Below are 25,489 nucleotides of genomic sequence, written 5' to 3' on the forward strand. Positions count from 1 at the left end.
AACGTTTCAGTTATTTAATAGTTTTAATAATAAAAATCCTAATTTTTTTACTCAAGAGTGTAATCGATTACAGTGTTCGCGCGGCTTTTAAATATATTCGATTTTGGAGGATGAAATAAAATGAAAAAAATAAATGTAGGAATCATAGGGACAGGTTTTATTGGCCCGACACATATTGAAGCAATCAGAAGACTTGGATTCGTGGAAGTCGTTGGCTTAGCAGAGACTAGCCAAGAACAAGCCGATAGAAAGGCTGCTGAACTTGGAATTCCCAAAGCCTACGGCAACTACCGCGAAATGCTTCAGAATCCTGAAATACAGGTTATTCACAATTGCACACCAAACCATCTTCATTTTACGATTAATAAAGAGATCATTTTAGCAGGTAAGCATGTTGTATCTGAAAAACCACTGGCGATGAACAGCATGGAATCAGATGAATTATTGGCTTTAGCTCAAAAACAGGGTGTCGTACATGGTGTGAACTTTAATTACAGACAGCATGCAAGTGTACAAAATCTAAGAGCGAAAATCGCTAACGGTGATTTTGGGAAAGTGAACTTGGTACACGGAAGCTACTTGCAGGATTGGTTATTGTATGAGACCGATTATAACTGGCGTTTAGCACCGGAAGTGGGCGGAAAATCACGTGCTGTAGCTGATATCGGTTCCCATTGGTGTGACACCGTTCAATTTGTTACTGGCAAAAAGATTGTTGAAGTATTTGCCGATTTAGCAACTGTTATTCCGGTAAGAAAGAAACCAAAAGCAAATGTGGCTACCTTTGGTGCTCAAAGCACTGAAGTAACAGAGTATGAGGATGTGCCGATCAATACAGAAGACTATGCATCCGTTCTTGTTCGATTTGAGGACGGCTCACGAGGAGTATTTACCGTTTCACAAGTAAGTGCCGGACGAAAAAATCGACTAAGTTTTGAAATTAATGGAAGCAAAAGCTCTGCTTTCTGGAATCAAGAAGAGCCTGAAAAATTATGGATGGGACACAGGGATAAGCCAAATGAAATGCTTCTTGCTGATCCAGCCCTGTTTTCACCGGAAGCAAAACATGCGATTCATCATCCAGGTGGACATAATGAAGGTTGGCCGGATGCGTTGAAAAATATGATGTTCAATTATTATACGTTCATTCGTGAAGGCAAAGATCCTTTGAAGGATAAAGCCAATTTTGCAACATTTGAAGACGGACATATTTCAATGGCCATTACGGACGCTATTCTAGAAAGTCATGAGCAGCAAAAATGGGTGAAAGTTCAGGCGAATCAGGAGGTATTAGTATGAAGCTAGGTGTATTTACTGTTCTCTATCAAAACCTTCCTTTCGAGGCTATGCTCGATAAATTGTCAGAAATGGGAGTTGAAGCCGTCGAGTTAGGGACAGGTAATTTTCCTGGGAACAGCCATTGTAATCCGGACGATCTACTAGATAACCCTGAAAAAATCAAATCGTTCCAACGGGCCATTGAAAGCAGGGGATTAACCATTAGTGCTCTAAGCTGTCATGGGAACCCCCTTCATCCTGATGTAAAGATTGCCAGAGAGGCCCATACCGTTTGGAGAAAAACGGTGATGCTGGCCGAGCAGTTGGAGGTACCAGTAATTAATGGATTTTCCGGCTGTCCAGGAGATCATCTAAGTGCTAAGCATCCAAACTGGGTGACCTGTTCCTGGCCGCCTGAATATGCGGAAGTCCTTGATTGGCAGTGGAATGAAGTTGTGATTCCGTATTGGAAAGAAGAGGCTAAATTCGCAGAGCTTCATGGAATCAATCAAATTGCATTTGAAATGCATCCGGGCTTTGTTGTTTATAACCCGGAAACATTACTAAAACTAAGAGAGAATGTAGGATCAAGCATCGGCGCCAATTTCGATCCAAGTCACCTTGTATGGCAAGGAATTGATCCGGTTGAAGCCATTAAAAAACTTGGCCGGGAAAATGCCATCTTCCATTTCCATGCCAAAGATACCTACTTAGATTCATCGAATATCAAGGTGAACGGAGTATTAGATACAAAACATTACAGTAAAGTTTTGGATCGATCTTGGTCATTCCGCTCGGTTGGGTATGGTCATAATGAAAAAGTTTGGAAGGATATTGTAAGCGCTCTGCGTGCTGTGGGATACGATTATGTTCTCTCCATTGAACACGAAGATATGCTTGCATCTATCGATGAAGGCTTAATGAAAGCGATCACGCTGTTGAAGGGAACCTTGTTTAAAGAGCAATTAACGGAAATTTGGTGGGCTTAATTTAGAAAACATGATTAGGAGGGGGCTTCTCCTAATCGCCCAATAATAAAAAAATAAAAAAATAAAAATAGAGGTGTTAAAAATGAAAGCGGTTGTAGGTGGGGAACGTACTCTCGGCGGCCTTCCTATGGGAGTGGTTTGGGGATTTGTTGCAATATTAATTTTTATGGCTGGTGACGGTCTTGAACACGCGTGGTTGTCACCATATCTTATCGAAAAGGGTTTGACTGTTCAACAAATTGCCACTATTTTTGCAGTGTATGGAGCCGTGTTGGCGATTGCATCTTACTTTTCTGGTGTACTCACCGAAATGTGGGGACCAAGGAAAGTTATGATTATCGGATTGGTCACTTGGTTAATTGGTCAAGTTCTATTTATTGAATACGGTTTAAAGCTAAACAGTTACGCTATTATGTTACCAACTTATGGTATTCGCGGCTTGGGTTATCCTTTATTTTGCTACTCTTTCTTAGTGTGGGTTACTTATCGCAGTCCGGATCGCATTTTGGCTACAGCTGTTGGTCTGTTTTGGGCAGCTTGGAGCGGCGGTCTCTATGTAGTGGGCAGTTATTTCCCAGCCTACATGCTTCCAAAGATCGGATATATCGGGTTGATGTGGAGTGCAATAGCTTGGGTATTAGTTGGTGGTATTATTGGCATTATCGTGGTAAAAGACGAAGGAATAAAAAAACAAGCAAGAGATCCAAAAGAAAAATTAAAAAGCTTAATGAGTGGATTTACGATTTGTAAAGAAAAACCGAAAGTTGCCATAGGTGGAGTGGTTCGGATTATCAATTCGACAGGTATCGGTGCACTGCCTATCTTTTTCCCGATGTATTTGTCTGATAAATATGGATTCACCACTGAACAGTTTCTGCAAATGTGGGGAACCATGTGGTTTGCAAATATCATATTTAACCTAATCATTCCTTACATTAGTGATAAATGGTTAGGATGGCGCAAAACGATTCAATGGCTTGGCAGCTTTGGTATGGGTGTCATGTTACTGGTTATGCTTTACACGCCGCAAGTTTTTGGCAGCAGTTTCTTGGCCTTGAATATTGTTGGTATTATCATGGGAATTGTTCTCTGTGGTTTCGTCCCACTTTCAGCTTTGGTAGCATCGCTGGCACCTGAGAAAAAAGGGTCTGCGATGGCGATTGTAAGCTTTGGTGCTGGAATGTCCTACTTTATTGCACCGGCAATCGTTGGAGCATTTATCGGACTTATCGGTGCAGAAGGGGTTATCTGGATTTTCGCAGGCACGTATTTTCTTGGTGCCTATTTAATGAAATTTATGAAGCTTCCTTCTGAAGAGAAACAAAATGAAAAAGGAATTCTATTAGAGAAACAGGCAGGTTAAATCATTTTGAATAAAGGAACAAGTTAAGGGGGATGAACCATGATTATCATTCATGCAAACATTAAAGTAAAATCGCAGTATCGCGAAGCATTTCTTGAAGAGGCTAGACTTGTAACAAAATCTTCTAAAGCTGAGTCTGGGAATATTAGTTATCATTACTATGAGGATTCGGAAGAGGCAAATAGCTTTATTTTTGTTGAAAAATGGAAGGATGAACAAGCGATTCAACAGCATGAGGAAACGTCTCACTTTAAGAAATTTGTAAAGGAAATTGAAACATTAATTTCTGAACCAATCCATGTAGAATTTTTTGAGGCATCAGTAAAAAAATAAATAGTAGACAAGTAAAGGATTAACTCAGCCGAGTATCGGTTCGAGTTAATCACCACATTATAATGCTTCCAAAGCGGCACTTAATAATTTTACGAAAAGTTTATCAAAGGCGTATGCTGCAGATGTAATTCTCGTTAATACGGTATCGCCGGCTTTATTATGACACCTATGCTGGAGAACTTGTTAAAAGGTAACGCGGAAAAGCTGAATATAAGCTACGATGAAGCTATTCAACAATTTCTAAAGAAAAATCGTCCGCATGTTGAAGTGAAACGCCCAGGAACAGTTGAGGAAGTTGCATCTGCTGTTGTTTACCTTGCATCAAACAAGGCTTCTTTTATTAATGGGGTAAACCTTCGAGTTGATGGTGGATCAGTTGCAAGCCTCTAAGATAAAAAGTTTCTTTAGACCCTGCCGAAGAAGGAAGAGGAACGACAATTGTGGTGGATAAAGTAGCCCAAAAAATGTTTGGTGAATATTGTGTGACAATCGAAATATGGGTTGCATTTTTAACTGTAATCGATTACACTAATTCATGTAAGGGATACAAAAATCTTTGTTCTTGTTAGGTGATTGTTTGCTTTAAATAAAGCGAGAATAATTCATTGTTCCCTTTAGAAGGCAGTTGCTATCTGTAAAGAAAAGTGTAATGGATTACATTATTAGGTGTTTAATAGTTTTGTATTAAATGCAAAAAAATAGCCTGGTGTTATAATTGTTAGAAAAAAAGAAAATACATTTTTTATCAAACAATGTAATCGATTACTATTCTCAGAGGTGTACTTGCTTCGATTTATCAACTATGAAATATGGCATACTAAATTCCAACATATATGGAGGTAATCGCATGAAATTAGGATATCAAACAAATACATGGGGCGGCGTAGTTGGTCACCCAGCAGGTGTTACTTCTGTTAAAGATCTTTACTACCTTGCCAATGGATCAACAGAAGAAGCATTAAAGGATATTGCGGAAGCTGGCTATACTGGCTTTGAAATCTTTGATGGAAACTTAGTGCAATACAAAGATAAAAAGGAAGAGTTTTTAAAATTAATGAGTGATCATTCATTAACTTTGGTAGGCGTATATACAGGCGGTAATTTTATTTTCCCGGATATTTTAGAAGAAGAATTATTGAAAATTGAAAGTGTAGCGGCATTCGCATCAGAAGTCGGTGCTGAGCATCTTGTTGTCGGCGGCGGAGCTGTGCGTACAAACGGAATCCTTGAAAGCGATTATACAGCTCTTGGTAATGCTCTTAATAAAGTAGTAGAAATTGCTGAAAAATATAATCTTATTGCAAGTTATCATCCTCATTTGGGAACCAACGTTCAGGCGCCTGAGCAATTAGATAAATTAATGCCTTTAACAAAGATTAATCTTTGCCCAGATACAGCGCATATTGAAGCAGGTGGTGGAGATCCTGTTGCGGTTATCAAAAAATATATAGATCGTATTAAATATGTTCATTTTAAAGATTATAAAAATGGAGAGTTTTTACCGTTAGGGGAAGGTCATCAGAAATTTGCTGAGATGATTAATGTATTAGAAGAAGCAAACTATGATGGCTGGATTACAGTAGAGTTGGACAGCTATCCAGATCCAAAACAAGGGGCTAAAATCAGCCGCAGCTATTTAACTCAATTTGAAAAAGTAAATCAAGCTTAACATTAATGATTAATATGTCGTAGTTCCAGAATGATAAAACAGCAAACTAAAACTTAAAGAAAATTGGTCGCAGGAACATACGATTTCTGCAGCACTATTATAAAAATTTTATTAATCTAGGGAGGAATTTAAAATGAAAAAATTAAACGTAGGTATGATTGGCGGAGGTTTTATGGGTAAAGCGCATTCACTTGCTTATGCAGGAATGCCAATGTTTTTCTGGCCTGCACCAGCAATCCCTCATCGTCATACAGTAGTAGATGTGAACGAACAATTGGCTAAAGATGCAGCAGCAAGATTAGGATTTGACAATTATTCGACAGATTGGAGAGCGGTAGTTAACGATCCGGAAATTGATGTTATAGATATTGTTACTCCAAATAATACGCATGCTGAAATTGCGATTGCCGCAGCAAAAGCTGGTAAACATATTATCTGCGAAAAACCATTGGCATTAGGTGCTGAACAAGCAAAGGAAATGCTAGAAGCAGTAAAAGCAGCAGGGGTAAAACATGCGGTTGCCTTCAACTACAGAAGAACACCGGCCGTTGCTCTTGCGAAAAAATATATTGAGGATGGAAGAATTGGAAAAGTTCTAAGCTTCCGCGGAACGTATTTACAAGACTGGTCAGCTGATCCAAATTCACCGTTATCTTGGCGCTTCCAAAAGAAAATCGCTGGTTCTGGTGCTCTAGGTGATATCGGAACACACGTGGTGGATTTTGCACGTTATTTAGTTGGTGAAATTACAGATGTAAATGCGATGACAAGAACATGGATTCCAGAAAGACCTATCCAAACTGGCGGTATTGACAAGCTAGGTACAGTGAAAAGCGGCAGCAATGATGTTCCAAAAGCGGCAGTAGATGTAGACGATGAAGTGATTACCATGGTTAAGTTTGATAATGGTGCTATTGGAACGATTGAAGCAACACGTAATGCATGGGGACGTAACAACTTCCTAACCTTTGAAATTCACGGTGAAAAAGGTTCTCTATACTTTAACTATGAGCGCCGTGACGAGCTTCAAGTTTGCTTCGCCGATGATCCAAGCGATGCAAAAGGCTTCAGAACGGTTTATACAGGACCTGCCACTCCTTATGGTGAAGGATTATGGCCAATCCCTGCTCTAGGTATTGGTTACGGCGAAACAAAAATCATTGAAACATATGATTTGTTTAAAGCAATTGCTGAAGATACAGAGTTTTCACCAAACTTCAATGATGGCTACCAAATTGAATTAATTGCAGATGCAATCCTTGAATCAGCTGAAAAAGGTCAATGGGTAAATATTGAAAAAACAGCAGTAGCTGCAAAATAAAATATATGAAAAGAGGCTTCTCAATTGAGGAGCCTCTTTTGTAGAAATAAATAAAGAATCTTAATAAATCCTAAGTAGATTTTAGGTGCTTTTTAGGGTAAGAAAATCACAAATATAATGGGGAAGAGAGTGAATGGTTATGGAAGAAAAATGGTTAGTTGGTGTTGATATAGGTGGTACGACAATTAAAATGGCATTTATCAGTCTTAATGGCGATATCCTTTATAGCTGGGAAATCGATACGGACAAAAGAGATAGCGGCCGACATATCCCCACTTCTATTACAAGATCGATAGATCAAAAGTTAACAGAATTAAATCAAACCAAAAACCGACTAATCGGTATCGGAATTGGAGCCCCGGGTCCTGTTAATGCGGAGGACGGTTCGATTGAAGTGGCTGTTAACTTGGGCTGGGAGCACTTCCCTTTACAAGCTATTCTCGAGCGGGAAACATCGTTGCCGGTAGTTGTTGACAATGATGCTAATATTGCAGCAATAGGTGAAATGTGGAAAGGTGCTGGCAAAGGGGCTAAAAACTTAATCTGTGTAACATTAGGAACGGGTGTTGGAGGCGGAATTATCGTTAATGGAGAGGTTGTGCATGGTGTAAATGGAGCCGGTGGTGAAATTGGTCATATGACATCTGTTCCTAAAAACGGTTCACCGTGTAATTGCGGGAAATCGGGATGTTTGGAAACTGTAGCATCCGCAACAGGTATTGTCCGCTTAGCAATAGAGGAATTAGCTTCTGGCGATTATATAAGTCAATTAGGAGACTATTATGAGAAGCATCAAACAATAACTGCCAAACAAGTTTTTGATGCTGCAAACGAAGCGAATGAACTCGCCCAGCGAGTCATTCATCAGGTTGCCCACCATTTAGGATTGGCTCTGGCGAATTTAGCTAATGGCTTAAATCCTGAAAAAATTGTCATTGGAGGCGGTGTTTCGAAAGCGGGTGACACATTGTTGGGACCTTTAAAAGAGGAATTTGTTTTATTTGCTTTTCCGAGAGTGGCACAAGGTGTAGAGATTGTTATTGCCACACTAGGCAATAATGCAGGGGTGATTGGAGGAGCATGGTTGGCGAAAGAAAAACTAATTAATAAGTCTATACTCCAATAATGTGCAAGGATTAGTCGGAATAAATAGGGGGTAGTTTTATTGAAATCAAATGAAGAAACCCTTAATGATTTAAAAAGAGAATTGCTTCGGATCGATTCAACTAACCAGAGAGATTATGATTTGTTGAAGAAGAAAGGGCAAGTTTATAGTACAACCATATGCCGTAGGTTAAAATTAAGTTGGCCTGAGGTTGTGGAAAAACTGGATGGAATTGCAATATTATTATGCTGACTGTAAAACGATACTTCAATTACGAGGTATCGTTTTTCTTATATGTTAATGTCTAAGCTATGCTCCATCTATATAGCCTCTTTATATAAATGAGTTTTTGCTGCTGTATCGAAAAGAAAAAGTCCTTGAAGCAAATAAGCAAGTTCCCTATATTTTGCCCACCGACTAAACACTCCTAATAATAGAATCGCTTTCCCCTGAACCTTTCTTTAGTTCCTAAATAGGGTTAATATTTCCAGTCATAAACGCTAAGTCAAAAGCATCTTGGTGAATTTTTACATAATCGCTACCCAAATGTATAAAAACAAATTAATCCGTAAATAAAGGAATTATGTGTAGGAGGTATAAACATGAGGTATCGGAACCAATACCGTAAAATAACGAGCAGGGAAAAACGAAGTGATAAACAAGAAACGTCAGGGAATACAGGAGAATTTTCCCTTCATCCTATATTAAAAGACAACCTTCACCAAATTAGACAGGAGCTTGGAAACAGTCCTGATGTGATTATCCGTGAATTTGAGCTTGGAAGTTCGGAAGTTGAAATTGCCGTAGTTTATAACAGCGGTTTAGCCGACAAGATGATGGTCGGTGATTTTGTGATGCGTTCATTGATGATCGATAGCGCTGAAAAGATATATAAAAATATGGAATCGGATAAAAATATTTTTGATTTTATTAAGAATAATGCTTTGGCTGTCGGAGAAGTAAAAGTCATCAATGATTGGAACGGATTAATTTTGTCCATTTTGTCCGGAGATACGGTCATCTTGATTAACGGCTGGGTGAAAGCGATCAGTGGCAGCACGAGAGGGGGGGAATCGCGAGGGATTGAGGAACCGTCTTCACAAGTGGTTATTCGTGGTCCGAAAGACGGTTTTAGTGAGTCTATAGGGACTAACGTATCCCTCGTTCGCCGTCGTATTAAAAGTCCCAACCTATGGCTGGAGCCGATGAAAATCGGCAATGTTACACAAACAGACGTAGCAATCATGTATATCAAAGGGATTGCAAACGATAAACTTGTGCAAGAGGTAAAACAAAGGCTAAATGATATTGAAATTGATGGCGTATTGGAATCGGGTTATCTTGAAGAGTTCATTCAGGACCAAACATTTAGCCCATTTCCAACTGTTTACAATACGGAGCGGCCAGATAGTGTTGCTGCAAATTTATTGGAAGGCCGAATCGCCATTTTGGTAGACGGAACACCATTTGTCCTCATTGCACCGACTACTTTTTTTATGTTCTTCCAGTCTTCAGAAGACTATTATCAAAGATATGATATTGGAACAGTGGTTCGCTTACTAAGGTTTTTTGCTTTTTTTATTGCATTATTTGGACCTTCCGTTTATGTCGCGGCCATTACGTTCCACCACGAAATGATTCCTACTCCTCTATTAATCAGTTTGTCTGCGCAACGGGAGGGTGTGCCTTTCCCTGCATTTGTCGAAGCTTTATTAATGGAGGTCAGTTTTGAGATTTTGCGCGAGGCCGGTGTTCGTATGCCACGGGCGATCGGTCAAGCTGTTTCCATCGTTGGGGCACTTGTTTTGGGGCAGGCAGCGGTGCAAGCAGGTATCGTATCTTCAGCAATGGTGATCGTGGTTGCTATTACGGGGATTTCCAGTTTTGCCACTCCCACTTTCAATATGGCAATCTCAGTACGTTTGCTCCGATTTTTACTCATGATTACCGCGGCGACGTACGGCTTTTATGGGATTGCAATCATCAACATGATGATTATCGCTCACTTGTGCAGCTTGCGTTCTTTTGGAATTCCTTATATGGCTCCTCTTGCCCCGTTTATTCCCGGAGATCAGAAGGATACCTTAATTCGTTTTCCCTTTTGGTCACTTATGACTCGCCCACGATTGGTTAGCCAAAAGAAAATAACTCGAATGGAGCATGATCAACAGCCTTCTCCTCCTAAGCAAAAGAAAGGGAATACAGATGAAAGCTAAATGGATTATTCAAACCTTCTTACTTTTGTGGATGGTGTTACTGTTGACAGGCTGCTGGAACAGAAGAGAACTAAACGAGATGGCCATCGTCATGGCAATGGGGGTAGATAAAGTCGAAGAGACAGGTGAATATCGGGTAACTTTCCAAGTTGTTAATCCGGGAGCCGTCGCGACAGGAACAACAGGGGGAGGAGGTAATGGTACACAAATAACTGTCTTTACCGGTACAGAAAAAACCCTATTCAATGCGGTTCGAAAAACATCGCAAAAAGTGCCGCGGCAGCTTTTTTTTTCACATATGCAGCTGTTAATCATTGGAGAAACAATCGCAAAGGAAGGAATCCAGGAGTTATTTGATTTCTTCGAAAGGAATCCAGAAACCCGTCTGACTACAAAGGTACTAGTAACGAGAGACGTGGAAGCAGAGTCCATGTTGAAAATCCTTACTCCAGTAGAAAAAATTTCGGCAAATGGTATCGCACAACAAATGGAGTTAACAGAAAAAGTATGGGCAGAGAACGTTAATATCGTAATGGTTGATGTGATAAAAGGGTTGGAAGGCGAGGGAAAAGAGCCGGTGATCAGCGGGGTAAAAATTGTCGGAAAACTAGAAGAAGGAAACAAGAAATCGAATTTGGAACAGACAGACCCGGTGGCCTTGGCAGAGATCAAAGGGGTCGCCCTTTTCAAGGAGGGAAAGTTAAGGCGCTGGCTGGATGGAGATAAGGTACGAGGGGTCTTGTGGATTCAGAATAAAATAGAGAGCAGCATTATTACTACTGATTGTAAAGATGAAAAAGAGGCCATTAGCATTGAAATTGTTCGAGCTAAAACGGGTGTTACCGCGGAAGTACTAGCCGAAAAACCCATTATCCATATCAATATACGGCAAGAAGGGTATGTAGGTGAGGTGACATGCCCCATTGATTTGACTAAGAAAGAGGAAATCACGAAATTGGAAAAAGAATGGGAAAGAGAGACAGAGAAACAAGTCATGGAGGCTGTGAAAGCCGCTCAGAGTGAGAAAAGCGATATCTTTGGCTTCGGTGAAGTTGTGAATCGGGCTAACCCGAAAGCGTGGAAAAAGATGAAGAAAGAATGGAACAATACTTTTGCCGAAAGCAAGGTAGATGTCAAGGTGGATGCATTCATCCGGCTTCCAGGCAAGCGGACGAATCCGGTAGAAGAAAAGTAGTACTAAGGGTCACAGAGAGGGGTGGATCGGGTAAACATGGAAAAAGAAAGAATTAGTCCAGGTCAATTGTTTGCCTTGATCGTGTTGTTTGAAATGGGTACTGCACTTGTTGTTCCAGTAGGATTCACAGGAGAGAAAAGTGTCTGGCTGTCGATATTGCTTGCTTCGATTGGAGGCATTTTGTTATTTCTCGTTTACGATTATTTTTTTCGTCAATATCCGGATTTGCCGTTAAGTGGGTATGCCCGGAAAATTCTTGGCAAATATATCGGATGGCCATTGAGTTTTTTATACGTTCCTTTTTTCCTTTATATCGCAGCCAGAGATTTACGGGAAGCCGGTGATCTACTGGTAACCGCTGCGTATGACCGTACCCCATTGTTTGCGGTCGTTGCTTTAATGACCATTTCGATTGTATATGTCCTGAATAAGGGTATAGAAGTGTTGGCTAGAATGGCGGAAATCTACCTGATAATTCTAATTGTTTTAGGTGTTTTAGGACATGTCTTGGTGCTATTTTCTGGCATAATTGATGTTAATAATCTGCTTCCTGTGTTAGGCAAAGGGTGGAAGCCCGTTTTAAGGGATGCATACCCATATATATTCATGTTTCCATTTGGTGAAATGATTTGTTTTACTGTAATTTTTCCCTATCTAAATAAACTCCAAGCGGGAAGGAAGACAGGTGTAAAGGCCTTACTGTTTAGCGCCATCATATTGAGTATAACGCATGCAGTAGAAATCTCTGTACTGGGGGTGGATATCTACAGCCGGACTACATTTCCTTTGTTTGCAACGATTAGCTTTGTAAACATCGCAGATTTCCTGCAGCGAGTAGACGTGATTGCCATTCTCACTTTGATTATTGGTGATTTTTTTAAGATATCCATCTATTGTTATGCCGCCGTAATCGTGGCATCGGATTTATTCAAGGTACAGACAAAAAAAAAGTTGGTCGTACCTTTTGGAATGATTGTTCTATTCCTCTCGATGATGATAGCTAGTAATTTGTTGGAACAATTTGAAGAGGCGAAACTTGTGCTCACGTTTCTCTTGCCTCTTTTTTCTGTTGTCATTCCCTTGCTTCTTTTAGTGGTCCATCTGATTCGCAAACGATTGGGCCTCTACGGTTCCAATATATCTGGGGACCATAAATAATCAGCTAAGGTTTTTTACTTGTTTGTGTTTGTTTCCTTTGTTTAAAGAAAGAACTCATTGTTGGCGTGAACATTATGGCTAGCATCATAAACAAGATAACGTATTCAGGAAGTGTCATAACCCAAAATGGGTTTTTCAAATTTGTTATAGACATAAAAAGACTCATTCCTATCATCAAATCCATCATGATAGCAATAGCTACAGCTAATAAAAAGGACAAAAAAAAGATCATCGATATTTTCATGTCATTTTCACCTCCCATCTATCGTCGCCATTTCAATTAATCACTTTTCACGATAAACGGCGTTAAAACTTGTTATTTTATTATTTGTATAAAAATATCGGCAATACGCGGTCGGATAACAAGGCTGTTCTGGTGATCTAAATCAGACCTTAGTCTATAGGATACTGCGTTTTCCTTTTTCTACTCACTAACTGAACTGGAATTTACTTCAATACACTGAATCTCTCGCACTAATAAACATCACTAAAGTATAAATCCTCCAAACAAAATTAAAGCATAACCCTTCCAATTTGGAAAAGTTATGCTTTAAGCAATACAAGAAACTTTAAATGGTCGGATTAGGACTTAATATTAAACAGAGGCATTATCCTGTTTTGAGAGCATCTGGTAAAATTATCATCGTTTTTAATAACGTTGATGCAAAAATAAAACATTTGAATGAATGCATACAATTAGGAGTGGAATTTGATATAGCACATAGAAATTATTAAATTAGAAATTGATATAATGGAACTGAAAGGAAGCTTCGGGTAAGAATCGACTAAACATATGAAAATAATAAATCAGCTCTAGTTTTTGGAGCTGATTTTTTTCTGAAAATAATAAAAAAATAATAATTGATATTGAAAAATTTATAATTTATTATGTAATTAAATGAAAATTTTGAATTTTTAAAGGAGGCTGAGTTCCATTAAAAAGGTTGAGGAAGCCCCACTGAATTTGGATGATCTAGATTTCGAAATTATTAAACGGTTACAAACAGATGGTAGAACCTCGTATACTGACATTTCGGAAGATCTAGGTATTACTGTGGGTACTGTGAGAAACAGAGTTCAAAGATTGATAGAAAACCAAATTCTTAAAATTGTAGGTGTTGTCAATCCGTTTAAGACGGGAAGTCCTAGTGTGACCATCTTTGGATTGAAGGTTCGTCTTCAAAAATTAGACAATGTCATAAAAAAACTAGTTGCAATCCCAGAGGTCCGTTTTGTAGCGGCGTCAACGGGTGTATATGACTTATATGTTGAAGTGATTACGTCATCGAATGAGGAACTTTATCGGGTTATGAAAAATGACATTAGCCAAATCGATGGAATTGAATCGATGGAATCATCATTGCTTTTGGAAATCTTTAAGCAGAGCTATGATTGGGAAGTTGGTTCCCAAACTTCTCAACAATAAGAATCAGAAAAGAGGGCAACCATGCACAATCTCGTCGAAAATCTAAAGGAAAATCAAGCGGTGATGCTTGAGACATTAAAACAAATAGTAGAAAAAGAATCGCCTACCCGTGATAAAGAATTAGCAGATGAACTAGCTACTTACATTGCAGGATTATTTGAAAAATTAACTTCCGGGGAAGCTTCCATCATTCAAAATGAGATCTTTGGTAATCATGTCAGAGGGGAATTTGGAGATGGTGAAGAACAAATTCTCCTCCTGGCACACTATGATACCGTTTGGCAAAAAGGGGACATAAATGAAAAAATTCCTTTTAAAATTCAAGGAGATATCGCCTATGGACCAGGAGTCTTTGATATGAAAGGCGGTATTGTCCAGGGGTTGTATGCACTGCAAGCACTAAAAGAAACAAATGCACCATTAAACAAAAAGGTCGTTTTTTTATGTACATCGGATGAAGAGCTGGGAAGCCCATCCTCTCAAAAACTAATAGAGGAAGAAGCAAAAAAAAGTAAATATGTGCTGGTGTTAGAACCAGCTATATCGAAGCAGGGCGCCTTAAAGACTGCCAGAAAAGGTGTAGGAATATTCAAACTAAATATTAAAGGAAGAGCGGCACATGCCGGAGTAGAGCCTGAAAAAGGAATAAGCGCCATTCTTGAATTAAGTAAACAAGTAACTTATTTACATGAATTAACGGATTATAGCAAAGGAACAACCGTAAATGTAGGAAAAATCACAGGTGGAACAACCGTAAATGTGATTGCAGCAGAAGCGGAAGCAGATATCGATTTACGTGTAAAAACGAAAGCAGAATTTGATCGGATCATACCAATCATCAAAAATCTGAAGCCAAGTATGGCTGGTGTTAAAGTTAGAGTAGCCGGCGGTATTAATCGACCTCCATTTGAACGAACAGATCAAGTTATTTCACTTTTTAACATGGCAAAGAAAGTGGCCCAGGAAAATCTGGGTTTTAAATTGGAAGAGAAAGAAACAGGTGGAGGAAGTGACGGGAACTTTACTGCACCGTTTGCTCCAACCCTGGATGGTTTAGGTGCAGTTGGTGACGGGGCACATGCTCTTAATGAACATATCATTATTTCTCAAATGCCGAAAAGAAGTGCATTATTAGCTTTGATGATTAAGGAGTTAGCAAATTAACCAATAGGGGGATTTTTGATGAAGGTCAATTTAGAATCTATTAAAAGCCAAATGCTTGAGGAAGTAAATCAGGATCTATTAATGGAATATACTCAAAACGTTGCTTCAGAAATTCGTCTATCAGGAACGGAGGAAGAGCTCCGTGCCTTTTATTATGCAAAATCAAAGCTTGAAGAATTTGGCTTAACAACAGAGTTAACATTTAATGATGCTTACATTAGTCTTCCAGGAAAAACGGAGCTAAAGGTTAACGGTCAAAGCTTTCCTGCCATTACTCATTCAATGGCCGTTTCTACGGATGAAACATGGTTAGAAGGGGAAATTGTGTATTCAGGTAAGTCAGTAAGTGTAGACTATCAAAAAAATCCAGTTAGCGGAAAAATAGTCCTGCTAGATGGTCTCGCTATTCCAGGAGCGGTACTTCAGGCTCAGCAAGCAGGAGCAAAAGCAATTATCTTTATAAATGCTGAATATACGCATGAAATGATCGTTTCACCAGTATGGGGAAACCCAACATCTCATACTTATGACAATTTGCCAAAGATTCCGGTTGTATCGGTCAATTTTCATGATGGACAAAAGATGAAAAGCACTGTAAAAAATCACACCAATTGTCAAGGATGGCTAAAAACTAAGGTTGATACTGGATGGAGAAAAATTCCAACTTTAACTACTGAGATTCCAGGTAATGACGAGAATGATCATTTTGTATTATTTAGCGGCCATATTGATTCATGGCATTATGGGGTAATGGATAATGGAACAGCAAATGCAACGATGTTGGAAGTTGCACGAATACTTGCCCTAAATAAAGACAATCTTCGTCGCAGCTTAAAGCTTGCCTTCTGGTCAGGCCACTCGCATGGCCGTTATGCAGGTTCTGCTTTGTATTGTGATGAACATTGGGAAGACCTTCACGAAAATTGTGTTCTTCATATTAATATTGATTCAGTTGGCGGCAAAGGAGCAACGATAATAACAGAGGCTAATTGTATGGCTGAGACTAGGGATCTTGCTAAACGGTCTATTAAGGAACTAACCGGAGATGAGTTTGAAGGATCACGATTTGGCAGAGCAGGGGATCAATCCTTCTGGGGCCCTGGTGTTCCGTCACTTTTTATGGGGTTATCTGAACAGCCTCAGTCCAATAATCCAGCATCAGAAGCGTTTTCTCAATTATTTGGAGCAGGAAAAGCCGGCGGATTTGGCTGGTGGTGGCATACAACAGAAGATACACTTGACAAGATTTCTCCAGAAAATCTTGCCCGTGATTGCAAAATTTATTTATCTATCGTGTATGAAGCATGTACTACGGAGATTTTGCCTGTTAACCAATTGGCAGCGGTCGAAGAATTGGAAACATGCATAAAGGACTATCAAAGCAAAACAAATGGCCACCTGAATTTTAGCATTACAAATAACCGCATCGAGGAATTGAAAAATAACTTAACACAGTTTGGCAGTTTGCTAGCGACACTTACAGACCCACAAGTTACTCATGCTAACAAAACATTAAAACAACTTTCCAATATTTTAGTTCCCCTTAATTATGTAAAAGGGGACATATTCAACCATGATACAGCATTAAAGCAACCTCCAATCCCGTTACTAGCGAATTGTGAGAAATTAGCAGACTTAGAGGTAGGAAGTCATCAATATCATTTAGTTCTAACCGAATTAAAACGCAATCTCAATAAAGTAAACTATGCCCTATTAAAAGCAATCCGGACCGTTAACCTCGCCGTTGAGCAAATAAATAAGTAAATAATGATATAAAAAAGGGAGAATGGTCGATCCATTTCTCCCTTTTTACAAAGTCATTTTTAACTTTTCATTCTTTTGTACGGCGACCATTCCAAGGGTTATTTTTAAACCCACCAATAGTAACAAGATGGTTACCGTTACAATCGCATACCACCCAAAATACTCCCAAACAAACCCTAAGACATAACTCCCCAGGCTTCCTCCTGCATAATAGAAAAATAAGTAGAGAGAGGAGGCACTTCCTTTTGCCTCTTTCGCTAGGATACTAACCCAGTTGGTTGCAGCAGCGTGTACAAAGAAAAAACCAAAACAGACAATGGTAAGGCCGATTAAAATCATTAAAAGCGGGGTGAAAAGCGTTAGCAAAACACCTACTAACATAAGTAGGAGACCTGCACACATCCGATTGGGAATACTCATAAAGGCATCCAGTTTCCCAGATAATGTCGAGCTAAATGTTTAAGCAAGGTAGGAAAGAAATAAAAGACCGATAATGCTAGGAGATAAATGATACGGTGCTCCGTCCAGATGGTAAGATAAATAATTAAACAATCCCATGAAAATAAAAAAGATGATTCCAGCAATAAAATACGCCGATCTTAGTTCGCGATTTTTTAGATGGATAATAAAATGCCTTAAAACCTCCTTAAGCTTCAAAGAGTTGGGGGAAAAATGTCTTGCGTAAATAAAAAACAAAGAACAGAAAACAGAAAAGACCAATCAAACCCATTGTTAAATAGGCGTATCTCCATCCCCATAAATCCGAGGTGAATCCACCGATGATTCTCCCGCCCATTCCCCCAATCGTGTTTCCGCTAATATAGAGTCCGATTGCAACCCCTATAGCTCTTTTTTCAAATTCCTCAGCAATATAGGCATAAGCAATAGCCGGTAAACAAGCTAGGGTAATCCCTTGGAGCGTTCGTAAAAAAAGAAGGAACCAGAAATCGGAAACAAAAAATATCGCAAGTGAAAATAAAGATGAGGACAAGAGTCCGAAAGACATTAAGCTTTTTCGGCCGATGTGGTCAGAAATAGGACCAGCTAATAATAAAAACAAACTCAATGACAATGTCACAAGGGATATGGTTAAACTTGCCATTGCAGGAGAAACCTCAAATTCTTTAGATAGTAATGGAAGTAACGGCTGTGTGAAATGTAAATTTGAAAATACGAGGAAAGACCCGAAACTGAGTGCAATAGTGGCCTTCCAGAATTGGCTTGTTTTTTCCTTTATAAAAAAATTGAGATCTTGTTTCATGAATTCCACAACCTTCGTATTTCTACTGTTTCCTAAATGAAAATGCAATTTTTATGCCAATCCGACTGGATGTCCAAAACTGGCATAGAACTTGCAAGTAATATTAACGAGAACGTTAAAGGAGGAATGTCTATGAAAATAGTTTATGTACTGCCGGGACCGATAAGCCGGACGGAACAAGGACGTCAAGAAATGGAGAGAAGATTAGAAATCTTGCGCTCCTATGCAGCGCCTGGTACACATGTTGATATTGTAGATGTCGATGAAGGCCCTGCATCCATTGAATCCCTATATGAGGAATATCTAAGTATACCAAATACTGTAGATTTGATGTTGGAGATGGAGAAAAAAGGGTATGATGCTGCCATTTTAGGTTGTTATGGAGACCCAGGTTTGGATGCAGTTAGAGAAGTGACGGAAAAAATGGTGGTAGTAGGACCTGGTGAAGCTGGTGTAATGGCCGCAGCAATGTGTGGTTACCGATTTTCAATCATAACCGTTACAAATAGCATTATCAATCCACTACATCATCTAGTGGAAAAAGCAGGGGTTGGCAAGAAGCTAGCTTCCGTGCGTGCCATTAATACACCTGTTCTCGAACTTGCCAATGATCGTGAAAGAACAATCCAAAAGCTAGTCGAAGAAGGGAAAAAAGCCATTCTGGAAGATCGGGCAGATACGCTGGTATTAGGCTGTATGTCAATGGGCTTCCTTAATGTTGCGGAAGAAATGTCTAAGGAACTTGGTGTTCCTGTTATCAATCCTGGAAAAACCTCATTAAAGATGGCAGAAGCATTGGTGGGAGCAGGGATTTCACACTCCAAGCTTGCCTATCTTACACCGCCAAAGATTTCATCAGGACAGGTTAGCTCTTCTAAAGGCTTGCTTGTAAAGAAAAACAAAATCGTTCAATAACGGTATACCTTTAATGCCTCTATGATACAAGGTTGTGTTTTATATTCTAATCAACCCTAAAACAACCTAATGTACCAAAATAACGAACATTAATTACATGATCGATTACTTAAGAAGGAGGGGGATTTTTGTACATTACAAAGGTAGAGGCAAAGATCGTACGAACACCCTTAAATGTCCCTTTTAAAATGACATATGGGGAAATGCCTCCGTATCAATCCCATCTTATTGTTCGAATCACCACCAACACAGGATTAACAGGTCTTGGAGAAGCATCAGAATTGCCTTTTTTCACTGGAGAGACAGTTGAAACAATGAAGGTGTTGGTGGAAAAAAAACTCGGCCCTGCCATTATTGGAAAACTGGTGTATTCGTTAAGAGATATACATCATGCAATGGGAATAATTCTCGGGAATGCAACGGGTGCCAAGTCAGCAATTGATATGGCTTTATGGGATGTTCAAGGAAAAAGGTTGAAAACCCCAGTATACGAGCTTTTAGGGGGTGAAAGGAAACCGCCTGTCAGAGTTGCCTACGTCTTAGGGGATGAATCACCGGAGGAAATGGCCCGAGCCGCAAAAGAAAGGGCGGATGCTGGTTTCGATACGCTTAAGATTAAAATTGGCAGCGATTTTCGAAAAGATATTGAGGCCATTTCTCAAATACGACAGGCGATTGGTCCAGCCGTTCATTTAAGAATTGATGCAAATCAGGGGTATCATGTGAAAACGGCTATCCAGGTGATTAAAGAAATCGAGCCATATAAAATTGACTACATTGAACAACCAGTCCCTGGATGGAATTACGACGGATTAAGACAAATTAGAAGTGCTTCATCCATTCCTATCATGGCCGATGAAAGTGCTCACACGTTAAAGGATATTTACGAGCTTGCCAAAAAGGAGGCCATCGACCTTGTTGGTATTAAGCTAATCAAATGTGGTGGTATCACTCCAGCCATTCAAATCGCGCAATTTTCTGAAGCGATAGGTCTTCAATGTGTGTTAATCAGTCCATGGGACACCCTGCTTGGAACCTTTGCAAGTCTCCATCTTTCCACCATTTTACCGGGAAACTATTCGCATGAGATGGTTGGTCCTTATTATTTAAAGGACGACCCATTTGGAGTGGTGGACATAAAAGGAGTAATGGAAATACCGAATGGTATAGGACTCGGGATGGAAGATATCTTCGATGAGATAGTGGAGGAGCAGTAATGTGAATAGATTTCAATGGTTCATGGTGTGTTTCGTCAGCTTTATTCACTTTCTAGCTCTCTCTCATCGAATGGAAGTAGTTCCTTTCCTGGTGGATCTAAAAGATATGTATCATGTAGGCTTTACTGAAGTAGGAGGGCTTTTATCCGCCTTTTTGCTTGGATATGCCGTTTTCCAAATTCCTGCAGGAACCCTTGCAGACCGATACTCACCTATATCCTTAATTGTGATTGGATTGTCTCTGATGATGATTTCGTCCATAATCTTTTCACTGACGCACTCACTTTACCTGGCACTTTTTTTAAGGTTTATTATGGGGGCTTCAGCAGCAATGATATTTTCTCCAGCTATAAAGCTGATATCAATCCATAGCCCTAGAGAAAAAAGGGGATTAAGCATTGGTATATTAGAAGGTGCCGCAGCTGCTGGATCGTTATTAACGTTAACTGTTTTTCCGCTTCTCTCAATCTACGTAGAATGGAACACATTATTTCTGTTTTTATCCATTCTCCTTTTGCCAACATTACTGCTATTCCTAAAGGTGCCAAAGGGTGAAAACACTTCAGAAAAAGAGGGAAAGAAAGAAGTCCAGCCAAGGGTATTCTTGAATTTGTTCAAAGACAAAAAAATCCACCGTCTTTTGGGAATTTCCTTTTTTGGATTATTTGGACTTTATGGTTTTCTTGCCTGGATGCCTACCTATTTGGAAGCGGCTATGGGATATACAAAACAAGAGACCGGTCTGATTATGGCCATTATGATGATCGCTCAAATTATTGGAGCCCCGCTTTCAGGTAAGCTTTCTGATTTAGTAGGGCAAAGAAAATCAACTCTCATGATCGGTTCTATCTTAGCAGCAGGATGTTGTTTATGGCTGATATTCCTAAACGACACGGGGATATACTTTACAGTTTTTGTGATTGGCATGGCTATTTCATGGTCTTTGGCCCCGATGTTGACTCTCGCCACGGAATTGGTTCATGTTAGTAGCGCGGGATCGCTTATTAGTATCATGAACACGGTTGGCCAATTAGGATCAGCCATATCTGGATATGTATTTGGTATGCTATATGAAACGTTCGGGAGTTTCCAAATAATCTGGATCGTCTGTTTTATTGCTTGTCTGATTCGAATTATATTCACTTTCGGAGAGCTTGAACATCATCAAGTCATAGATTCAGAGAAAGAAATTAGTATTTAATTTTTTTGGACTTAGTTTTCAGATTATTTTAAACTGACAGAATTTGGTGTTGAGAAAATAGACAAGGATTTCTTGAAACAATCAAAAAACGTAATAAAGGGGGAAGAGTGAAAATGAAAAGAATATTCATGTTGCTATTTGGCGTGATGCTGCTTTCAGCTAATATCGTTTCGGCAGAAGAAGCAACGCCGTTTTTAAAAAGCGCCAACCTTGAAGTAACGTATGAAGATGTTATTAAAGTAACGGAAAAAATAACGATTGCCAACTCTGAAGCAATCCCTGAGGGAACATTAGAACATATAGTAACCAAAATCGGGGGTGAACAGTTTGAAGATTTAGTTATTAATGGAGAGGGTCAGGAGCTTACCTATGAATTAAACGAAGGAAATTCTGTTGATAGAGTACTATTATCTATTCCTGCCGGCAGTAAAGGAGAATTTACCTATACGGTAACATATCAATATTCAGATTTGGGTAACGAGAAAATTCCATTTGTCGTCCCGGCTGTTAATGCAGCTGGAAATGGTAATGTAGTCTCATTAAATGTCAATCTCCCAAAAGGGAAATATCTTCATGAATCATTCCCAATCATTGATTCTGGAGATTCGGGGATGGTCAAAGAGGATATGATGAACATTCCAAGTTACGTAAATCTTGAAACAGGTTCTTCGCCTGCAGGGTTATTTACAACTTCGAATCTATATACTTTTTTTGGATTGGCTGTCATCTTGGGAATTATTTTGGCTTGGATCATTAGTGAAAGAAAAAGTAAGGGTGGTGAAGTAGTAAATGTTTAATCTTGGTGCTCCCTTTACCTTTTTCGTCCTCTATACCATTGTTTGGATTGCTGGATATTTCCTATGGGCTATTAAAAGTGAAAAATAAATAGAAGGAGGCGATCGTGAATGTTTGAAGTAAGTACGACGTTTTATGTGGTGTTGGTTTTATATTTTGCCGTCATTCTTGGTATCGGAATATGGTCGGGAACCAAGAACAAAGGAACAGAGGATTTCTTGGTAGCAGGAAGATCCATTGGACCTTTAGTAGGTGGTGCTGCATTTGCAGCAACACAAATGAGTGCAGGTACATTCGTTGGAACACTTGGTGTTCATTACTTAACTGGCGGGAGCTTCCTTTGGATTTGGGCGGGTCTTTGGTTCGGTTGGTTAATTGCTGCTACCCTAGTCGGACCTAAGTTCCAAGCTTTTAAAGGGTTAACAGTACCTGACTATGTAGGTACTAGATTTAATAGTAAAGCGGCTCGTGCAATATCAGCCCTTTTAATATTAGTAGCCTATACCGTTTACCTAACTGCACAATACCAAGCGGGAGGAAATATTTTCCAGACACTATTCGGAATTCCGTTCATATGGGGAGCGATCATAACCGTTGGGATCACTTTACTTTATACGATGATTGGCGGAATGAGAGCTACAGCCTATAGTGATTTCGTTCAGGCGATTATAATGGCCGGCTGTTTTTTTGCTGCCCTGCCATTGCTCTTTAATCAAGCGGGGGGAACAGAATTTGTCGGGAAATTCTTATCAGAATTTAGTCCAAATATGTTAAGTTGGCATTTCGGTTTTAGGGAATTGCTTGGTTTTGGTGCAGCCTTTGGGTTTGCGATGGCCGCAGCCCCATATGAATTAGCAAGAATGTATACATTAAGAGATCGGAAAACCGTTAAATTAGCAATCGGATTTTCATTTATTTTCCAAGGAGTAATTGGTATTTCTGTTGCAGCAGCAGGTATGGCCATTCGAGCACTCTTCCCATATATGCCTACACCTGATATTGCTTCCACAATCATGGCCATTAATATACTTCCGCCAGTTGTGGGGGCTTTGATTATTTTAGCCATTCTCTCAGCGATAATGAGTACAGTTTCCGGCATTATGATGGTATCTGCTTCCGCGTTTTCACATGATTTTTATGCCACAATGATCAAGCCAAACGCCAGTGACAGTGAAAAAATGAGGGTTAACCGAATTGCGGTACTGGTACTAGGAATTATCCCTATTTTCTTGGCCTTAAGGCAGTTGGACATTGTTCAGTTCATAGTCGTTCTCCAGGCCTCCTTAACAGCGAGCTTTTTCTTTGCAACTGTGATTCTAGGCCTTAACTGGAAAAGAGGTACGGCAGCGGGTGCCATTGTTTCGATGATCGGCGGCTTTTTCACAGCATTGTTCTGGTATTTAGCCGGTAATCCGTTCGGGATTAATGAGGTTATACCTGGAGTAATGGTCAGCTTCGTCTCATTTATTGTTGTCAGTCTAGTAACAAAACCGGTGCCAAAAGAAGCGCTTCAACCATTCTTTGAGGATGTGAAGTAAATGAAGAAAGGGAGGGGTTAATCCTCCCTTTTTTCATTGTGAATTGGTCAATTGAATGTTCGTTTAGGTTGAAAAATAAAAATTAGGTCACATATCCTCACCTAAATGAACCTAATTCACATCGAAACTATTAATATAGTAATTAAAACCCCTGTAAATAGGTTGGCATAAAAATTGCATTAATATTTATGTAAATAGAAAGGGGTGCCACCATGAATGTAGCAATTGAAAAAGTAGTAGATTCGATGAGTAATGAAATCGTATCTCTATTGCAAAAAATGATTCAAATTCCTAGTGAAAATCCACCCGGAAACTATGAGCAAATTTGTAACTTTCTGGAGAAGGAGCTAAATTCATTAGGATTTGAGGTACAGGTAGTCGATGTACCGGAGGAAGAGACGAGGAAATTAAATCTGCCAACACCACGGAAAAATGTTATTGCTGTCATGAAGGGGAATGGGGGAGGAAAAAATTTAATTTTTAACTCTCATCTCGATACGGTTCCCGTAGGAGATTTGCAACAATGGACCTATCCGCCATTTTCAGGAACGATTGCAAATGGTAAGGTATATGGAAGAGGAGCAACAGACTCCAAAGGGCGATTAACTTCTTATATTATGGCTGCTGTGGCTTTAAAGAAGTCCGGAATTCCCTTTAACGGTGATATTGTGATCGCAGCTACCTGTGATGAAGAGACGGGCGGTGTGCTAGGAGCTGGCTATGTCACCGGTCAACGATTAGTTTCTGGTGATATGGTGGTTGTGGAAGGCTACAGCAATCATATCGTTCGGGCTATGGCTGGAGTTCTTCAGTTAAGAATTAAATCAACCGGCCGTCCTGCACATGCGGCCTTTAAATGGAAGGGAATAAATGCCGTTGAAAAAATGGCAAAAGTCATACTAGAATTAACTAACCTACAAGAACAATTAAAACATCAACCTTCAGAGATTGAGGGAATGAAATATACGACCGTCAATGTTGGAGTCATCAATGGGGGAACCAAGGTGAATGTTGTCCCTGGAACATGTGAGATTGAGGTTGATTTTCGAGTAATTCCTGAGCAATCCCTTGATGATATCTATAATCTGGTATCTACTATGATCGAAAGGCTTCAGATGGAAGATCCAGAGGTGAACATTCAAGTAGAGCGAGTCCCGGATTTTCAAACCAATCCAACCGTAACGGAAGCGAATTCACCTCTAATTGAGGAATTACAATCGGCCATTCGAGAGGTAAGAGAAACCACAATTCCTGTAGTAGGAATGTTAGGTCAATCAGATACACGCTGGTTTATCCAAAATGGAATCCCAGGTATTAATTTTGGTCCTGGCACAAATAACAATAATCTCCATGGATATGATGAGTTCATGGAAATCGAGGATTTAATCCAGACGACAAAAATCTTAACGGTTCTTGGTAAAAATTTCTGTGGAACGAAACAATTGGTCACGGATTAGCAGAATTTTATCTCGAATATTCAAAATATAAAAATAATTATAAAAAGGGGCTGAAGAAGGATGGGTACATTTTTGGGATTATCTGCTTCAAATTGGATGATTTGGATTTCAATGGGTGTCTTCA

General features: G+C 39.6%; 24 protein-coding genes and 1 pseudogene. 22 read left to right on the forward strand and 3 right to left on the reverse strand.

All coding sequences use genetic code 11. The annotated features are described in order from the left end of the window. Nucleotides 1–120: 120 nt before the first annotated feature. The 13 genes and pseudogenes from QFZ28_RS29465 (at nt 121) to QFZ28_RS29520 (ending at nt 12,627) form a co-directional block, all read left to right on the forward strand. Nucleotides 121–1,299: a Gfo/Idh/MocA family protein gene (locus QFZ28_RS29465; protein WP_307198131.1), complete on the forward strand. Its 1,179-nt coding sequence runs from the start codon at nt 121–123 to the stop codon at nt 1,297–1,299. Beyond that, nucleotides 1,296–2,267 (forward strand): sugar phosphate isomerase/epimerase family protein, encoded by a 972-nt coding sequence (locus QFZ28_RS29470; protein WP_307198132.1) that lies wholly within the window; start codon nt 1,296–1,298, stop codon nt 2,265–2,267. The genes QFZ28_RS29465 and QFZ28_RS29470 overlap by 4 nt, the downstream gene beginning before the upstream one ends. A gap of 82 nt (nt 2,268–2,349) precedes the next feature. After that, entirely contained in the window at nt 2,350–3,630 is a 1,281-nt protein-coding gene (locus QFZ28_RS29475) for an MFS transporter (RefSeq protein WP_307198133.1), read from the forward strand. Between the two features lie 39 nt (nt 3,631–3,669). After that, on the forward strand, nt 3,670–3,963 hold the full coding sequence (locus QFZ28_RS29480; protein WP_307198134.1) for a putative quinol monooxygenase: 294 nt from the start codon (nt 3,670–3,672) through the stop codon (nt 3,961–3,963). A 64-nt stretch (nt 3,964–4,027) separates the two neighbouring features. Further along, a pseudogene (locus QFZ28_RS29955) lies at nt 4,028–4,126 on the forward strand (short-chain dehydrogenase); the annotation flags it as partial. Further along, nucleotides 4,123–4,353 carry an SDR family oxidoreductase gene (locus QFZ28_RS29485; protein ID WP_307198135.1) on the forward strand — a complete coding sequence of 77 codons (231 nt, stop codon included), beginning with the start codon at nt 4,123–4,125 and terminating at the stop codon, nt 4,351–4,353. The pseudogene QFZ28_RS29955 and the gene QFZ28_RS29485, both read left to right, overlap by 4 nt. Nucleotides 4,354–4,810: 457 nt before the next feature. Continuing rightward, complete coding sequence (locus QFZ28_RS29490) at nt 4,811–5,632, forward strand: sugar phosphate isomerase/epimerase family protein (protein WP_307198136.1); 822 nt, start codon at nt 4,811–4,813, stop codon at nt 5,630–5,632. Nucleotides 5,633–5,765: 133 nt separating this feature from the next. Continuing rightward, complete coding sequence (locus QFZ28_RS29495; RefSeq protein WP_307198137.1) at nt 5,766–6,953, forward strand: Gfo/Idh/MocA family protein; 1,188 nt, start codon at nt 5,766–5,768, stop codon at nt 6,951–6,953. A 139-nt stretch (nt 6,954–7,092) separates the two neighbouring features. Then, complete coding sequence (locus QFZ28_RS29500) at nt 7,093–8,079, forward strand: ROK family glucokinase (RefSeq protein WP_307198180.1); 987 nt, start codon at nt 7,093–7,095, stop codon at nt 8,077–8,079. Nucleotides 8,080–8,118: 39 nt separating this feature from the next. Beyond that, nucleotides 8,119–8,310, forward strand: a complete 192-nt coding sequence (locus QFZ28_RS29505; RefSeq protein ID WP_307198138.1) for a hypothetical protein — start codon at nt 8,119–8,121, stop codon at nt 8,308–8,310. 350 nt (nt 8,311–8,660) lie between these two features. Then, nucleotides 8,661–10,274 (forward strand): spore germination protein, encoded by a 1,614-nt coding sequence (locus QFZ28_RS29510; RefSeq protein ID WP_307198139.1) that lies wholly within the window; start codon nt 8,661–8,663, stop codon nt 10,272–10,274. Next, nucleotides 10,264–11,469: a Ger(x)C family spore germination protein gene (locus QFZ28_RS29515; protein WP_307198140.1), complete on the forward strand. Its 1,206-nt coding sequence runs from the start codon at nt 10,264–10,266 to the stop codon at nt 11,467–11,469. Before QFZ28_RS29510 ends, QFZ28_RS29515 begins: the two co-directional genes overlap by 11 nt. Before the next feature lie 36 nt (nt 11,470–11,505). Continuing rightward, the gene (locus QFZ28_RS29520; RefSeq protein ID WP_307198141.1) at nt 11,506–12,627 is read left to right on the forward strand and encodes a GerAB/ArcD/ProY family transporter; all 1,122 of its coding nucleotides are present in this window, start codon (nt 11,506–11,508) and stop codon (nt 12,625–12,627) included. 4 nt (nt 12,628–12,631) lie between these two features. Here QFZ28_RS29520 and QFZ28_RS29525 read toward each other — a convergent pair whose 3' ends face one another. Then, the gene (locus tag QFZ28_RS29525; protein ID WP_307198142.1) at nt 12,632–12,871 is read right to left on the reverse strand and encodes a hypothetical protein; all 240 of its coding nucleotides are present in this window, start codon (nt 12,869–12,871) and stop codon (nt 12,632–12,634) included. A 720-nt stretch (nt 12,872–13,591) separates the two neighbouring features. Here QFZ28_RS29525 and QFZ28_RS29530 point away from each other — a divergent pair. From QFZ28_RS29530 to QFZ28_RS29540, 3 genes are read left to right on the forward strand one after another with little or no spacing between them, the layout of a single operon-like run. Beyond that, entirely contained in the window at nt 13,592–14,053 is a 462-nt protein-coding gene (locus QFZ28_RS29530; RefSeq protein ID WP_307198143.1) for an Lrp/AsnC family transcriptional regulator, read from the forward strand. Between the two features lie 21 nt (nt 14,054–14,074). Then, nucleotides 14,075–15,217, forward strand: a complete 1,143-nt coding sequence (locus QFZ28_RS29535) for a M20 family metallopeptidase (RefSeq protein WP_307198144.1) — start codon at nt 14,075–14,077, stop codon at nt 15,215–15,217. 18 nt (nt 15,218–15,235) lie between these two features. Beyond that, a complete protein-coding gene (locus tag QFZ28_RS29540; protein WP_307198145.1) occupies nt 15,236–16,981 on the forward strand; it encodes a M28 family metallopeptidase in 1,746 nt (581 codons plus the stop codon). Nucleotides 16,982–17,026: 45 nt separating this feature from the next. Here QFZ28_RS29540 and QFZ28_RS29545 read toward each other — a convergent pair whose 3' ends face one another. Together QFZ28_RS29545 and QFZ28_RS29550 are read right to left on the reverse strand one after the other, a co-directional pair. After that, nucleotides 17,027–17,401 carry a hypothetical protein gene (locus QFZ28_RS29545; RefSeq protein ID WP_307198146.1) on the reverse strand — a complete coding sequence of 125 codons (375 nt, stop codon included), beginning with the start codon at nt 17,399–17,401 and terminating at the stop codon, nt 17,027–17,029. A 226-nt stretch (nt 17,402–17,627) separates the two neighbouring features. Beyond that, on the reverse strand, nt 17,628–18,242 hold the full coding sequence (locus QFZ28_RS29550) for an MFS transporter (protein WP_307198147.1): 615 nt from the start codon (nt 18,240–18,242) through the stop codon (nt 17,628–17,630). A gap of 132 nt (nt 18,243–18,374) precedes the next feature. Between QFZ28_RS29550 and QFZ28_RS29555 the strand changes: the two genes are divergently transcribed. The 6 genes from QFZ28_RS29555 (at nt 18,375) to QFZ28_RS29580 (ending at nt 25,365) form a co-directional block, all read left to right on the forward strand. Further along, nucleotides 18,375–19,157 (forward strand): aspartate/glutamate racemase family protein, encoded by a 783-nt coding sequence (locus QFZ28_RS29555; protein ID WP_307198148.1) that lies wholly within the window; start codon nt 18,375–18,377, stop codon nt 19,155–19,157. Nucleotides 19,158–19,285: 128 nt separating this feature from the next. Then, complete coding sequence (locus tag QFZ28_RS29560; RefSeq protein WP_307198149.1) at nt 19,286–20,374, forward strand: mandelate racemase/muconate lactonizing enzyme family protein; 1,089 nt, start codon at nt 19,286–19,288, stop codon at nt 20,372–20,374. A gap of 1 nt (nt 20,375) precedes the next feature. Then, nucleotides 20,376–21,575 carry an MFS transporter gene (locus tag QFZ28_RS29565; protein WP_307198150.1) on the forward strand — a complete coding sequence of 400 codons (1,200 nt, stop codon included), beginning with the start codon at nt 20,376–20,378 and terminating at the stop codon, nt 21,573–21,575. Between the two features lie 113 nt (nt 21,576–21,688). Next, nucleotides 21,689–22,372, forward strand: coding sequence for a hypothetical protein (locus tag QFZ28_RS29570; RefSeq protein WP_307198151.1), 684 nt, complete (start codon nt 21,689–21,691; stop codon nt 22,370–22,372). Nucleotides 22,373–22,480: 108 nt separating this feature from the next. Then, entirely contained in the window at nt 22,481–23,908 is a 1,428-nt protein-coding gene (locus QFZ28_RS29575; RefSeq protein ID WP_307198152.1) for a sodium:solute symporter family protein, read from the forward strand. Nucleotides 23,909–24,120: 212 nt separating this feature from the next. Continuing rightward, nucleotides 24,121–25,365 (forward strand): M20 family metallopeptidase, encoded by a 1,245-nt coding sequence (locus QFZ28_RS29580; RefSeq protein ID WP_307198153.1) that lies wholly within the window; start codon nt 24,121–24,123, stop codon nt 25,363–25,365. Nucleotides 25,366–25,489: the final 124 nt, after the last annotated feature.

This window comes from Neobacillus niacini (genome assembly GCF_030817695.1).
Lineage (GTDB): Bacteria > Bacillota > Bacilli > Bacillales > Cytobacillaceae > Neobacillus > Neobacillus niacini_F.

What these genes read in the sequence shown, in the direction of transcription:
- QFZ28_RS29465 (WP_307198131.1), top strand. Translation starts at nt 121, where the DNA reads ATGAAAAAAATAAATGTAGGAATCATAGGGACAGGTTTTATTGGCCCG.
- QFZ28_RS29470 (WP_307198132.1), top strand. Translation starts at nt 1,296, where the DNA reads ATGAAGCTAGGTGTATTTACTGTTCTCTATCAAAACCTTCCTTTCGAG.
- QFZ28_RS29475 (WP_307198133.1), top strand. Translation starts at nt 2,350, where the DNA reads ATGAAAGCGGTTGTAGGTGGGGAACGTACTCTCGGCGGCCTTCCTATG.
- QFZ28_RS29480 (WP_307198134.1), top strand. Translation starts at nt 3,670, where the DNA reads ATGATTATCATTCATGCAAACATTAAAGTAAAATCGCAGTATCGCGAA.
- QFZ28_RS29485 (WP_307198135.1), top strand. Translation starts at nt 4,123, where the DNA reads ATGACACCTATGCTGGAGAACTTGTTAAAAGGTAACGCGGAAAAGCTG.
- QFZ28_RS29490 (WP_307198136.1), top strand. Translation starts at nt 4,811, where the DNA reads ATGAAATTAGGATATCAAACAAATACATGGGGCGGCGTAGTTGGTCAC.
- QFZ28_RS29495 (WP_307198137.1), top strand. Translation starts at nt 5,766, where the DNA reads ATGAAAAAATTAAACGTAGGTATGATTGGCGGAGGTTTTATGGGTAAA.
- QFZ28_RS29500 (WP_307198180.1), top strand. Translation starts at nt 7,093, where the DNA reads ATGGAAGAAAAATGGTTAGTTGGTGTTGATATAGGTGGTACGACAATT.
- QFZ28_RS29510 (WP_307198139.1), top strand. Translation starts at nt 8,661, where the DNA reads ATGAGGTATCGGAACCAATACCGTAAAATAACGAGCAGGGAAAAACGA.
- QFZ28_RS29515 (WP_307198140.1), top strand. Translation starts at nt 10,264, where the DNA reads ATGAAAGCTAAATGGATTATTCAAACCTTCTTACTTTTGTGGATGGTG.
- QFZ28_RS29520 (WP_307198141.1), top strand. Translation starts at nt 11,506, where the DNA reads ATGGAAAAAGAAAGAATTAGTCCAGGTCAATTGTTTGCCTTGATCGTG.
- QFZ28_RS29525 (WP_307198142.1), bottom strand. Translation starts at nt 12,871, where the DNA reads ATGAAAATATCGATGATCTTTTTTTTGTCCTTTTTATTAGCTGTAGCT.
- QFZ28_RS29535 (WP_307198144.1), top strand. Translation starts at nt 14,075, where the DNA reads ATGCACAATCTCGTCGAAAATCTAAAGGAAAATCAAGCGGTGATGCTT.
- QFZ28_RS29540 (WP_307198145.1), top strand. Translation starts at nt 15,236, where the DNA reads ATGAAGGTCAATTTAGAATCTATTAAAAGCCAAATGCTTGAGGAAGTA.
- QFZ28_RS29545 (WP_307198146.1), bottom strand. Translation starts at nt 17,401, where the DNA reads ATGAGTATTCCCAATCGGATGTGTGCAGGTCTCCTACTTATGTTAGTA.
- QFZ28_RS29550 (WP_307198147.1), bottom strand. Translation starts at nt 18,242, where the DNA reads ATGAAACAAGATCTCAATTTTTTTATAAAGGAAAAAACAAGCCAATTC.
- QFZ28_RS29555 (WP_307198148.1), top strand. Translation starts at nt 18,375, where the DNA reads ATGAAAATAGTTTATGTACTGCCGGGACCGATAAGCCGGACGGAACAA.
- QFZ28_RS29570 (WP_307198151.1), top strand. Translation starts at nt 21,689, where the DNA reads ATGAAAAGAATATTCATGTTGCTATTTGGCGTGATGCTGCTTTCAGCT.
- QFZ28_RS29575 (WP_307198152.1), top strand. Translation starts at nt 22,481, where the DNA reads ATGTTTGAAGTAAGTACGACGTTTTATGTGGTGTTGGTTTTATATTTT.
- QFZ28_RS29580 (WP_307198153.1), top strand. Translation starts at nt 24,121, where the DNA reads ATGAATGTAGCAATTGAAAAAGTAGTAGATTCGATGAGTAATGAAATC.